Below are 12,421 nucleotides of genomic sequence, written 5' to 3'. Positions count from 1 at the left end.
ACCGATGGGCAGGATGTAACAAGGGAGGTGAGGGGTCCGTGCACGATCTCGATTTCGAACACGAACACGAAGACATTTCTGAAGACGAGCGTCAGGAAATCGCCGACTGGCTGTGGAAGCAGGAGACGGTCGAGCTTCTGACCGTCGGTATCGATATCGGCAGTTCCACTTCCCATCTGCTCTTCGCTCGGGTCGTGCTGCGACGCGAGACCGAAGATCTCTCCAGCAGCTTCGTGGTGATCGACCGCCAGATCGTCTGGCGCTCGCCCATCCTGCTGACCCCCTTCCTCGCCGACGGAACAATCGACGCGCGAGAGTTGCGTCATTTCTTCCAGCATTGCTACGAGGACGCCGGTTATCGCCGCAGCCATATCGATACCGGTGCCGTCATCTTGACGGGCGAGGCGATCAAAAAGACAAACGCGCGCGCGATTGACGAGATCTTCGCGAACGAATCTGGTCGTTTCGTCTGCGCGACGGCCGGCCACAAACTGGAATGCATGCTGGCGGCGCATGGTTCCGGTGCCTCGGCGCTTTCGAAGAAGCGCGGCGCCTGCGGCTTGCATGTCGACATCGGCGGTGGCACGACGAAACTTGCCCTGGTCGACAATGGCGAGATCGTCAGCGTGGCCGCTTTCGCAGTCGGCGGCCGGCTCGTTGCCCAGGACAAGCAGGGCGTCTGGTCGAGGCTCGATGATTCCGCGCGCATCGTCGCCGAGGGACTGGGAATTTCTACCAGTCCCGCGGCGATGGCAGACCCAGCCAACCGTGCGGCGATCGCCAAACGCCTTGCGGGCCTCGCCGTGGACGAAATCCTGGGCGAGCCGCTTGACGATCTCGGTCGCCGTTTCCTTCTCACCGAGCCGCTCGAGCGACGCGTCGAACCAAGCTACATCACCTTCTCGGGCGGCGTGTCGGAGTATATATTCGGCTACGAAGAGCGAGACCATGGCGATATCGCCCGGTTGCTGGCAGACGAGATCGTTGCCCAGCTGACGCCGTGCGTTGCCATCCCCATCGTCGACGCCGGACAGCGCATCCGCGCAACCGTCATCGGCGCCTCGCAGTTCACCGTGCAGGTGAGTGGTAAGACGCTCTACATGAACGGTGCCGACGTGCTGCCGAAGCACAATATTCCGGTGATCCATCTCGGCCGTGAGCTACCGGAGGTGATCAACCCGGAAGAAATCGCCGCGGCCTTCCGCCAAAGCGCCGATCGACAGGACCGCGACACGGCGGCGATGATTGCATTCGCCTTCACCTGGACAGGGGCGCCCGAATATCATCGGCTCCTGGCTGTTGCGCAGGGGATCAAGGCGGTGGCCGCGCCGGACGGACCGCGAGAGGAACCCCTTGTCCTGATGATCGACGGGGATGTCGGCCAGACAATCGGTCGCATCCTCGACCGGGAGCTCGGCATCCACACGCATCTGATCTCCGTAGACGGCGTCCGCTTGAAGGACCTTGATTTCGTCGATCTGGGAGAGTTCATGAACCCGCCGGGCGTTATCCCTGTTGTCATCAAATCCCTTCTCTTCTCCTGAATTGCCGGAGGCGTCGGCTTGTGCCAATACGTTGGCAATGGTCAGTTCTTCCGATGCAACGCGATCGAGCTTCGACGGGCTCGATCTGAACGATATCGTCATCTTTTCCCGCGTGGTGCAGCACGGCAGCTTTACCGCGGCGGCCAAGCTGTTCGGCAAGTCTCCGTCCTATATGAGCAAGCATGTCACACAGCTTGAGAACGCCTTGAAGCTGACATTGCTCAACCGCTCGACGCACAACGTGTTCCTGACCGATGCGGGCACCGTCTTCTTCGATCATTGTGTGCGCATCCTATCGGAGATCGAGGCGGCCAAGGCCGATGCGAGCGGGCTCGGGAGCGAGCTGATCGGCACCTTGCGGGTTCACTCCACTCCCGGCGTCGGCCAGGCCCTGGTCGCGCCGGCGATCATTGATTTCAATGCGCTCTATCCGTCCGTGAAGGTCGAGTTGACCGTTTCGGCGAGTTCGGTCAACCTGATGGAACGTGGCGTCGACGTGGTCATCGGCAGTCGCGATTTCGACGACGACGATTCCTTTCATACCGGCCTGTTCGAGCGCAAACTCGGACCCGCGCCCTATGTTATCTGCGCTGCGCCCGCCTATCTGGAACGACATCCGCGCCCCTCACAGCCCAGCGATTTGCAGCACCACAATTGCCTGATTCACACCACGCAGAAGCCGGACCCTAGACTTTGGAGCGCCCGTCTCGGCGACGAGAATGTGACGGTGCAGGTGGATGGCATTTTCCATTCGAATTTCGAAAGCGCAATCGTCCTTGCAGCCGTCCAGGGAGCGGGCGTCGCGCGCTTACCGCTCTATAGTGTTGCGCGGGAGATCCGCTCAGGCGAGCTCGTCTCGCTCTTCGAAAGTCAGATCATTTCGCGGCGGGTGATAAAAGCCTTCTATCCGAAAAGCCGGTTTGTCCCGAAAAAGCTCCGCGCGTTCCTTGCAATCCTCGAAGCGCGCCTGAAGGAAACGGTGCCAGAATAGATGACCAGAAAGCCGACAGTTCTCATGATCATGGATGGCTGGGGCTGGCGTGAGGCGTCCCATGGAAACGCCGTCCTCCTGGCCTCGACGCCCAATTTCGATCGCTTGTGGTCTTGTTGTCCGCACGCGTTCCTGACGACGCATGGCCCTTCGGTCGGTCTTCCTGACGGGCAAATGGGCAATTCCGAGGTGGGCCATCTTAACATTGGCGCGGGCCGTATCGTGATGCAGGACCTTCCGCGCATCGATGCCGCAGTGGCGGATGGGAGCCTCGACAAACGTCTTGCTGAAAGCGGCCTTGCCGAACGGCTGCGACAATCCGGCGGGGTCTGCCATATCCTGGGGCTTGTTTCTCCGGGCGGCGTTCATGCTCATCAGGACCACATTGCCGCACTTGCGCAAGCCCTCGTTACCCTTGGTATGAAGCCGATCATTCACGCCTTTACCGATGGCCGGGATACGCAGCCTGGAACAGCTGCAGAATATCTCGATAGGCTCTCCAAGGAACTGCCCGTCGGCGCCACGATCGCAACCGTTAGCGGACGCTTCTACGCCATGGACCGGGACTCGCGATGGGATCGCGTCGAGCGTGTCTATCAGGCAATCGTGCACGGCCGCGGCAATGTGGTTCAAACTGTGCAGATGGCCGTTCACGACGCTACCGAACGCGACGAGACGGACGAGTTCATAGTTCCGACGGTGATCGGCACCTATACCGGCATCAAGGAGGGGGATGCCATTCTGTGCGCCAACTTCCGCTCAGATCGCGTCCGTGAGATTCTGGCCGCGCTGCTTCTTCCGGAATTCTCGGGATTTCAGAGGCAACACCTGCCCCGTTTGGCGAGCGCGATCGGTATGGTCTCCTACGGGAGAGACCTCGACGCGGTCATGCATACCCTGTTCCCGCCGCAATCCGTCACGGAGGGCCTTAGCGAAACCGTGTCCAGGGCGGGCCGCACGCAAATTCATATGGCGGAGACGGAAAAATATCCGCATGTCACCTATTTTCTGAACGGGGGCCGCGAAGCTCCATTTGCGTCGGAGTTCCGCCTCATCGTGCCTTCGCCCAAGGTTGCGACCTATGATCTCCAACCGGAGATGTCGGCGCCCGAGCTGATGGAAAAGGTCGTCGAAGCGGTCGAATGCGGTGCCTATGACCTCGTGGTGGTGAATTTCGCCAACCCCGACATGGTTGGACATACCGGTAGTCTCGAAGCAGCAATCGCAGCGGTCGAAACGGTGGATACCGCCTTGGGCAAAATCGCAGATAGCGTGGATGGCGCCGGTGGTTGCCTGCTGGTGATTGCCGATCACGGGAATTGCGAAATGATGATCGATCCTGCCAACCATGAGCCCCATACGGCGCATACGCTTAATCCGGTACCGGCCATCCTTTTCGGTCGCGAGGATGTGCTTGCGTTGCGCGACGGGATCCTTGCCGATGTTGCGCCGACCATTCTTAAGCTCATGGGCATCGAGCAGCCGGCCGTCATGACCGGGCAGCCGCTTTATTCGACCAGCAGCCGAGAGCAAGCGGCAACGTCGGGTGTCAAGAAGTGATGCCGGTGGCGTGACGGCCTCAAGAGTTGCCGCTTTTGGCGGGTCGGATTACCGTCGGCAACGAATTCTGCAAAATCACTCGCAGACCGGTGGTAAATGCCGGTCCACCCCGCCTTGTCGGACCTGGCTCTCCCCGTGAGCCACAATGCTGCCGTTCAATGGTCAGCAAATTACCCCGGTACCGCCGCAGCGAGCCCTTGCGAGGGCGTCATCGTTCCCGCCGCGTTCGGTATCCGGCCGACGTGAGGGGCGATTGAAGGCAGTGCCGCTGCCGATCACGTCATGCACATCACAGAGGAACGAATATGATGACTCGTTACACATCCATTGCGTCGGTGACGGCTGCCATCTTCAGCGTCATGGCCTTCACTCCGGCATCTGCCCTTGAAGTTGCTCAGGCGCAACCGGCCCAGCCGGCGCAGGGGCAGACCGACAACAAGGGTACGGGCGCCGCGATCAGCGACCAAAAGATCGAAGCCTTCGCGGTTGCCTATCTGCAGGTCGACAAGGTCAGGCAGGAATATTCCGCAAAGATAGAAGCAACCTCGGACGCGGACGCAAAGAAGGCGCTGGAGACCGAAGGCAGCAAGAAAATGGTCGAAGCCGTCAAAGCCTCGCCCTCCATTTCGGTTGAAGAATATTCGGCGATCCTGACCGCGGCGCAGAGTGACCCGGCAGTCGCCAAGAAGGTTCAGGCAGAACTTCAAAAGACGGCCCCGGCACAGCAATAGATGACGTCAGCGGCAATCGGATTGCCGGATTTCTGCGTGTGGCCCGCGGGATCAACTTGCGGGCCTCCCGCCGCCAGATGCTGGATGCGAACGCGATGACCGGCTTCGCTATCGGTGACTGCCTTTTTATGATCCGAAAGGGGGGGAACGGCGTCCGGAGCGTAAAAAACGTTCGATGGGTGTAAAAGTTGAACCTGCTTGTTCAGCCAATCCAACAAGTCTTTCATTGCAACCAGGATGCCCGTGCGTCCTCGTCATGAGCGAGGAATTGTGCCAGGGCCGAAAGCAATGCCTCCGCACTGTAGCGATCGAGCAATACCTCGATTGTTTCGCCTGTCGAGCCGGCGAGTTCGAAAGTGCCCAAAAGCGGGTCGCTCGACAATACGCTGACGGCGCTGCCATGGAACTCGGCGTTCATTGTGATCCCAATGTCCTTCATGGTTCTCTCTCCAAGTTTATATAAGTAGATTATAATATATTTGGGATCGAACTGAAGGGGATTTTGGGCGCGTCTCGATGTCGACCGTGAGCAAGCGGCAAGACCAGGCGTTCACGCCTCCCTGCCGCATGAGCTCACGATCACGCCTTGCGCTCCGGCTGCGCAATGAGTTCGTCGGTATTGGCCAGAAGTCGCCGCACGGCGTTGCGGGCCGCGTTCGGGCGTCGAAGGCGAATGCTTTTCTCGATGTCCTCGTGGAGTTTCAGGGCATGGACGGAGCTGCTGTCCTCCCGAGTCACCAGTTGGAAAAGGTGGTTGAGCGCAGATTCGATCAGCGCCCCCAGTGGTACCAGGAGATCGTTTCCGGAGGCATGCAGGATTGCAAGATGGAAGCGCGTGTCAGCCTGGATGCGGCTCTGCAGCGTTGACGCCTGTTGCATGTCTCTCAATGCCGCGTTGATTTCGGCCATCTGCTCGCTGCTTCGGCGGTTGGCAGCAAGCGCCGCCGCTTCCGGCTCCAGGATGTGGCGAAACTCCTGCACGGTCTTGAGGAACTGCAGTCGGTCCGGTGAGGCCGCGTACCAGCTCAGCACGTCGCGATCGAGCAGGTTCCAACGCTCCTTCGGCTCGACCCAACTTCCGATTTTTGGGCGCGAGGCAAGTAGCCCCTTAGCCATCAATATCTTGATCGCCTCCCTGACGGCAGTGCGGCTGACGTCGAAGTTTTCCGCCCATTGCGCCTCGTTCGGCAGGATCGATCCGGGCGGATAGTCGCCACGCACGATCTTGAGCCCTATGTCATCGGCAAGCGACATGTGAACGCTGGGTCCCGACATGCGCGGCGCGTCGAGGCGCCGGCTCGCACGCGCCGGTTCCACCGTGACCGCTCCGGTGGAGACTTTTCCTGATCGTCGTTCAGCCATTTTCGTCATTTTCTCGCATCTGTGCCGCCCAGCCGCCCATAGCGTCACCTGGCATCAACATAGTCCCGCCAGCTGTGCTGCGGCAGAAAGCCGAGCAACGCGCGTGCTTTGCGGTTTGATAAGAGCGTCTCGTATTCGCCAAGCGGTCCCTTGACCGGAACGCCTTGATAGAAACGGTCGATCAGTTCCAGGGTCGGAATGTCGGAGGAGGTATCGTCGCTGGCCGCGTTGAACACTTGGAACCCGAGACCATCGGTCTCCACGGCCTTGAGCGTAATCTGACCGAGGTCGCGTGCATCGACATAGCTCCAGGCAATGCGCTTGCGAAAGCCCGGATCGGCGAACCAGGCTGGGAAGAGATCGTATTCGTGCGGCTCGATGACGTTACCGATGCGCAAGGCATAGATGTCGGCGCCGCTCCTGAGTGCAAAGGCGCGCGCGGTTTTTTCGTTGACCACTTTGGAGAGCGCGTAGCTGTCCATCGGGTCGACGTCATAGTCCTCATCAAGAGGAAAATAGCGCGGATTTCGCGGCTCGTTGGCAAAAACGAGGCCGTAAGTCGTTTCGCTCGATGCGATCACGATCTTGCGGATGCCAAGCTTCACCGCCGCCTCAATGACATTGTAGGTGCCCATCGCATTGACGCGGAAGAGCTCATTGTCAGGGGCGATCAGGATGCGCGGGATCGCGGCAAAGTGGACAACAGCATCGATTGGCTGCGGTGCCAGTGACGGGTCGAATTCGTGCAGGCCCGTGTAACTTGACAGGGCGTTGAACACTTGGCCGCTGTCTGTGATGTCGGTGATCAGCGTGCGTACTTTCGGGTTGTCGAGGGGTTTCGTGTCGAGGTTGAGCACCTGGTGGCCCTCATTGACGAGGTATTGCACGACATGGCGGCCAGCCTTGCCGCTACCTCCGGTGAAGATGATCCGCTTGGTCATTGTGTCCTCCATGTTCCGCAAGATCGGAGATGATCCTTGATCGATGATAGTTCGTCAGGGGGATCTTCCAAGCGAGGTCGTTGCAGGGTGCCGTGGTCAGCCGGCAAGACTGCGGGCTGACCACCGCCGTAGCGGAGAGGGCGGAGACACCGGAGAGCTCGAGAAAGCGCGCTCAGCCACCGTTTTACTTCTGGATGCAGGTGTCCGCCGTGTCCTTGGTGCATTCGTCGAGGCCCGTGAATACCGGATCCTCCACCGGCTTGCCGGCGATCAGGTCCTGCATGACTGACGGCGCCTTGTAGCCCATTTCGAACGGGCGCTGGCCAACGAGCGCAGTTACGAGCCCTTCCTTGGCAATCGCCACCTCATCGCCGATCGTATCCGCCGCGCCGATGACGAATTCATTCTTCGCGATCTTGTCCGCCATCGGCTTGAACAGGTCGCGATAGGGTTGCGGCGCGCCGAAGAGCGGCCAACCGCCCATGATGCCGAAGGCATCGAGATCGGGATTGGCAGCGAGGATATCCGTCATTGCCTGCACGCCCTTGGCGCCGTCGTCATTGGTAAAGACCGGGCAACCCGCGACTTCCGTCCAGCCGCCTTCGCCCTTCAGTTCGGTCAGGCCTTCTTTCCCGGTGAGCACGTCACGCATGCCCTGGGCACGCCGCAGGATGTTGTCGGCACCTGGATTGCCCTCGATCGTGCAGATCTTGCCGCCCTTCGGCTTGGCCTTCTTGATGTATTCGGCGATCCGCGACCCCATCATGTAGTTGTCGGTCCCGAGATATGTCTTGCGCAGGCCCGCGTCCTCCTTGGCGAGGTCGGCATCCAGCGTCATCACAGGGATGGTCGGGTTGGCCGTCTTCAGCGTCTGGGCAATCAGCTTGGCGTTGGATGGCGAAATGGCGATCGCAGCCGTGCTGGACTTGCCGAGCATGTCCTGGACGATCTGCGCCTCGCCGGCTTCGTCGGAGGTAGACGCCGGGCCGGTATAGAAGCACTCATATTCCGAGCTTGTGTTTTCCTTGTTCCACTTCTGGCATCCCTGATTGATTGCCTCGAAGAACGGATTGTCGAGGCCCTTGACGACGATGACGAGCTGCTTCTTTGACTGGGCTCCGGCGGGGCCGGTGGCCAGCGCGAGAGCTGCAACTGCAAGCACCAATGCTTTCCTCATTCTATCCTCCCGTTGAACAAGCGGACACCATCCGTCCGCGGCACCAATCAACCCGGATACCAGACGATGCGAGGATCGTTCTGCGGACGCTCGTATTGCCAGGCCTGGTCGATAAGCTTTTCGAGATCGTATTCTGGCTGCCAGTCGAGCAGGTATTTTGCCTTGCTGTTGTCCATCCAGTTTGAGTGGAAATGGCTTGGAACGTCGACGGACGGCAAGCCGCGCGAGCGCTTGAGGTAGCTTGCAACCTCGCCGTAATCCACCGGGCGGTCCATGGCGATGTTGAAACGCTGGCGCTCTGCGCGCGGATTGTCGATCGCGCTAAGCACTGCCGACACGAGGTCGCTGACGTGGACGAAGTTGCGCTTGAGCGGCCTTCCATCGGCATCGCGCAGCAGCGGCACCGTTCCGGCTTCTGCGTGACGCTTGGCTTCGTCGGGCGCAAAATAAGTCTTCCAGTCGGGTCCACCGAACACGTCGTCGCCGAAGGAAAGCGAATACTTGAAGTCGTCCTTTTCCATGATCCACGGCGCCCGAAGACAACACACGTTCATCCCGTATTGGATTGCGTACTGCTCGACGATCACCTCCTCGAGCACTTTCGAGAGCGCGTAGCAGCCAGGATAGGCGCGGTGCGGTGTCGCCTCGGTTATCGGTCCGTCATGAGTATGGAAGAAATGGCCGACCGCTGCGTCGCCGCCGATCAGAATGAACTGCCGGGCCGTTGGGCTCATTCTGAACGCTTCAAGCAGCCAGAAGAGGCCCTTGACCGTCACATCCATGACGTCGGTGGGTGTTTCCTTGCAGGTTGCGAGATGCACGACGTGGCTGACACCGGCAATCGCAGTTTCTGCGACCGCGCGATCGGCGATGGAGCCGCGGATGATGCCAAGCCGCTCGGTGGGATCGAGCACGCGGTTGTGGCAGAGCGCGCGAATGCGCGCTTGTGAAAAACGTGGCCGATCAAGCAGCGTTGCTATGAGGTGCCGCCCGACCTTGCCAGTTGCTCCGGTGACAAGGATAAGCATGCTCATCTCCCAAGCATTAGCTAATATATGATCGCTCCGCCCGTCAATGTCTATTTGTCATACAAAACAGGTTTATCGGGTGCGAGATCATTGACGCGTTCATGACGATTTGCGTAAATAAGCAGCCGCTTGCTCGCGAGGAGGCGGGCATGCGGCGAGGCGTCCGGGCGGATTGGCGCGTCTTGGCGAGTCTGGAAGGCTGGTCGTGCTGCTAGAACTCAGCAATATTTCCAAGCACTTCGGGGCCATACAGGCCGTGAACGACATTTCGCTGTCGTTGGCGGCCGGTCAGGTTGTCGGCCTGATGGGCGATAATGGCGCCGGCAAATCGACACTTGTCAAAATGATCGCAGGCAATTTCCGTCCGAGCCACGGAACCATGCGTCTTAACGGCAACGATATCGTCTTGCATCGCCCCATCGAGGCAAGGCAGTTCGGCATCGAGATCGTTCACCAGGATCTCGCCCTTTGTGACAACCTCTCCGCGGCCGCGAATGTCTTCCTCGGCCGCGAACTGAGGCGCGGTATCGGCCCCTTGCGCGTGCTAGACTACAAGGCAATGTACCGCCGCGCCGGGGAGATCTTCAAAGAACTCCGCTCTGAGACCAGGCCACGCGACCTCGTGCGGCAGATGTCGGGTGGGCAGCGGCAAGCTGTGGCGATTGCGCGTACGATGATCTCGCAGGCGAAGATCGTCTTGATGGACGAGCCGACAGCGGCAATATCTGTGCGTCAGGTGGCCGAAGTGCTGCACCTGATCCGGGAACTGCGCGATCGCGGCATCCTGGTGGTGCTCATCAGCCACCGCATGCCCGATGTCTTCGAGGTCGCCGATCGCGTCGTCGTCATGCGCCGGGGCCGCAAGGTGGCGGACAAGCCGATCGCAGAGACCTCGCCGGAGGAGGTGACGGGGCTGATTACTGGCGCCATCGAGGGGGGATGAGGGGCAGGCAAACTCAATCGTCTGCACCGGAGGAACGGGAGGAACGATGGCAACGACGCTGGACCAGACGATCGCCCGCAGGCAGCGCACGCTCGGAGGTACGATCCTTGGCAACCAGACCTTCTGGGTTCTGGTCGCTGTCATCCTTGCCTGCATTTTTCTGTCCTTTGCCACCGACAGCTTCGCGACGGCAAAGAACCTCTACAACATCACCCGCAACGTCACCTTCGTCGCAATCATCGCACTCGGCATGACGCTCGTCATCATCACCGGTGGGATCGACCTCTCGGTGGGCTCGGTTCTCTGCCTGTGCAGCATGGTGCTCGCGGTCACGATGCACGCGGGATACGGCATCGAGACGGGGATTGCCGTCTCTGTCGCAACGGCGCTTGTGATAGGCGCGTTCAATGGCATCCTCATCGCCTATCTCGGCTTTCCGCCCTTTGTCGTGACGCTCGGCATGCTCTCGATTGCCCGGAGCCTGGCGATGGTCGCGTCCAACAATACCGTGGTCTTCGAGTTCGGCCCGGACCACGACAAGCTGCTGGCGCTCGGTGGCGGGTCCGTCTTCGGTATCGCCAACCCGGTGATCTACATGATCGTGTTGGCACTTTTGACCGGGTTCGTGCTGCGCTGGACGCGGATTGGCCGCTACATTTACGCCATCGGCGGCAACGAGCAGGCGGCCGTTGCGACGGGCCTCCCGGTGCTGCCCATCAAGGTCTGTGTCTACATGGTCTCGGCGCTCTCGGCCGGCATCGCCGGCATCATCCAAACCGGCTGGCTCGGGGCGGTGACAACCAATATCGGCGCCGGCATGGAGTTGCAGGTCATCGCCGCCGCCGTGATCGGCGGGGCGAATCTCGCCGGCGGCGTCGGCACTGCCTTCGGTGCGCTCGTCGGTGCAGCACTGATCGAGGTGATCCGCAACAGTCTCGGGCTTCTCGGCATCAGCGCCTTTTGGCAGGGGACGTTCATCGGCAGTGCCACGGTACTCGCGGTCCTTTTCGACCGTGTCCGCAATTTCCGCCAGAGCGAGTAGCATCAGCCTTCCGGCGAAAGGGACCGCAAAATTGTCCGTGGGCTCATGAAAGCGTTCGTTTCCGAGTGGGCGCAGACTGGCCAAGAGGCAAGTCGCCTTGAGGGGCGCGCACCGGCAAATCGCCCATGCGAAGCCGGTTTGGGCTCGGTGCGGACTCAGTCAATTATGTTGCCGACAATATTCTTGTGAAAAACCCTTCCCTAAGGCACAATTTATGAACGCAACTGAAGTGCGGCGCTATCTGAATTCCGGCCGTCACGCGCCGCGGAATAGTTCGCGCGGGAGAGGCTGCGTCAATGGGCCAGGGGTTCTTCCTTCTGTTTGCCGCGGGGGCCGTGATCACCGCCCTGACAGTCGTCCTGGCGCGCAACCCTGTTCACAGCGCATTGGCGCTGATGGCATGTTTCCTGCAAATTTCGGCAATCTTCGTCCTGCTCGAGGCGCCGCTGCTCGCGGTTGTGCAGATCTTCGTCTATGTCGGCGCCATCATGGTCCTCTTCCTGTTCGTGATCATGATGATCGATGTGCGCGAAGCGGTGCTGCAGCGGTTTCTGCCGGGGCGAAATCTGCCTGCATTGGCGCTGCTCGTCCTGCTTGGGGGCGAGATGCTTGCGCTGGTGTTCTGGAGTGGCCGCTTTTCGGCGGCTGAGCCGATCGCGCCACGCGGCGGCGACCAGGTCAGGCAACTCAGCACAACACTTTTCGCCGACTATCTCCTGCCGTTTGAAGTCGCCTCCGTCATCCTTCTCGCGGCACTTGTCGGCGCGATCGTACTGGCACGTAAGGAGTCCGGGTGATGGTTCCGCTCTGGTGGTACATTTCGCTCGCAGTGGTCCTGTTCGTGATCGGAGCAGCGGGTGTGCTGCTCAGGCGCAATATCCTAGTCGTTCTGATGTCGCTCGAATTGCTGCTCAACTCGGTCAACATCAATTTCATCGCCTTCGGACGTTACTACGATGATTTTCGCGGACAGATATTCGCGATCTTTGTCATCGCCATCACCGCGGCGGAGGTTGCCGTCGCCCTCGGCATTCTGGTCGCCCTCGTGAGGAACAAGTCCACCCTCAAGATCGACGACGTGACGACGATGAAAGGATAGCGG

General features: G+C 60.2%; 14 protein-coding genes. 8 read left to right on the top strand and 6 right to left on the bottom strand.

Annotated features, from left to right (window positions below; translation table 11 throughout):
• Window positions 1-38 precede the first annotated feature (38 nt).
• From ACQ5BM_RS09680 to ACQ5BM_RS09665, 4 genes are all read left to right on the top strand, one after another.
• Entirely contained in the window at window positions 39-1,544 is a 1,506-nt protein-coding gene (locus ACQ5BM_RS09680; RefSeq protein WP_429810425.1) for an ethanolamine ammonia-lyase reactivating factor EutA, read from the top strand.
• 37 nt (window positions 1,545-1,581) lie between these two features.
• Window positions 1,582-2,535 carry a LysR substrate-binding domain-containing protein gene (locus ACQ5BM_RS09675; protein WP_429810423.1) on the top strand — a complete coding sequence of 318 codons (954 nt, stop codon included), beginning with the start codon at window positions 1,582-1,584 and terminating at the stop codon, window positions 2,533-2,535.
• Window positions 2,536-4,095 carry a 2,3-bisphosphoglycerate-independent phosphoglycerate mutase gene (gpmI, locus tag ACQ5BM_RS09670; RefSeq protein WP_429810421.1) on the top strand — a complete coding sequence of 520 codons (1,560 nt, stop codon included), beginning with the start codon at window positions 2,536-2,538 and terminating at the stop codon, window positions 4,093-4,095.
• A 305-nt stretch (window positions 4,096-4,400) separates the two neighbouring features.
• Entirely contained in the window at window positions 4,401-4,826 is a 426-nt protein-coding gene (locus ACQ5BM_RS09665) for a DUF4168 domain-containing protein (RefSeq protein WP_429810419.1), read from the top strand.
• Here ACQ5BM_RS09665 and ACQ5BM_RS09660 read toward each other — a convergent pair.
• From ACQ5BM_RS09660 to ACQ5BM_RS09635, 6 genes are all read right to left on the bottom strand, one after another.
• Window positions 4,799-5,053, bottom strand: a complete 255-nt coding sequence (locus ACQ5BM_RS09660; RefSeq protein ID WP_429810417.1) for a hypothetical protein — start codon at window positions 5,051-5,053, stop codon at window positions 4,799-4,801. The two genes, ACQ5BM_RS09665 and ACQ5BM_RS09660, sit on opposite strands and share 28 nt — an antisense overlap.
• A complete protein-coding gene (locus ACQ5BM_RS09655) occupies window positions 5,050-5,265 on the bottom strand; it encodes a hypothetical protein (RefSeq protein ID WP_429810416.1) in 216 nt (71 codons plus the stop codon). Before ACQ5BM_RS09655 ends, ACQ5BM_RS09660 begins: the two co-directional genes overlap by 4 nt.
• Before the next feature lie 140 nt (window positions 5,266-5,405).
• The gene (locus ACQ5BM_RS09650) at window positions 5,406-6,101 is read right to left on the bottom strand and encodes a FadR/GntR family transcriptional regulator (protein ID WP_429810532.1); all 696 of its coding nucleotides are present in this window, start codon (window positions 6,099-6,101) and stop codon (window positions 5,406-5,408) included.
• Window positions 6,102-6,232: 131 nt separating this feature from the next.
• Entirely contained in the window at window positions 6,233-7,129 is an 897-nt protein-coding gene (locus ACQ5BM_RS09645; RefSeq protein WP_429810414.1) for an NAD-dependent epimerase/dehydratase family protein, read from the bottom strand.
• A gap of 184 nt (window positions 7,130-7,313) precedes the next feature.
• Entirely contained in the window at window positions 7,314-8,306 is a 993-nt protein-coding gene (locus tag ACQ5BM_RS09640) for a sugar-binding protein (RefSeq protein ID WP_429810412.1), read from the bottom strand.
• Window positions 8,307-8,353: 47 nt separating this feature from the next.
• Entirely contained in the window at window positions 8,354-9,334 is a 981-nt protein-coding gene (locus ACQ5BM_RS09635) for an NAD-dependent epimerase/dehydratase family protein (protein WP_429810410.1), read from the bottom strand.
• 172 nt (window positions 9,335-9,506) lie between these two features.
• Between ACQ5BM_RS09635 and ACQ5BM_RS09630 the strand changes: the two genes are divergently transcribed.
• The 4 genes from ACQ5BM_RS09630 (at window position 9,507) to nuoK (ending at window position 12,418) form a co-directional block, all read left to right on the top strand.
• Window positions 9,507-10,277: an ATP-binding cassette domain-containing protein gene (locus tag ACQ5BM_RS09630; protein ID WP_429810409.1), complete on the top strand. Its 771-nt coding sequence runs from the start codon at window positions 9,507-9,509 to the stop codon at window positions 10,275-10,277.
• A gap of 46 nt (window positions 10,278-10,323) precedes the next feature.
• Complete coding sequence (locus ACQ5BM_RS09625) at window positions 10,324-11,319, top strand: ABC transporter permease (protein WP_429810407.1); 996 nt, start codon at window positions 10,324-10,326, stop codon at window positions 11,317-11,319.
• Window positions 11,320-11,615: 296 nt separating this feature from the next.
• Entirely contained in the window at window positions 11,616-12,116 is a 501-nt protein-coding gene (locus ACQ5BM_RS09620) for an NADH-quinone oxidoreductase subunit J family protein (protein WP_429810405.1), read from the top strand.
• The gene (gene nuoK, locus ACQ5BM_RS09615; RefSeq protein WP_077965613.1) at window positions 12,116-12,418 is read left to right on the top strand and encodes an NADH-quinone oxidoreductase subunit NuoK; all 303 of its coding nucleotides are present in this window, start codon (window positions 12,116-12,118) and stop codon (window positions 12,416-12,418) included. The genes ACQ5BM_RS09620 and nuoK overlap by 1 nt, the downstream gene beginning before the upstream one ends.
• Window positions 12,419-12,421: the final 3 nt, after the last annotated feature.

It is taken from the genome of Ensifer sp. B1-9 (genome assembly GCF_050474445.1).
Taxonomy (GTDB): Bacteria; Pseudomonadota; Alphaproteobacteria; order Rhizobiales; family Rhizobiaceae; genus Ensifer.
This window is presented reverse-complemented; position numbering and strand designations above follow the sequence as displayed.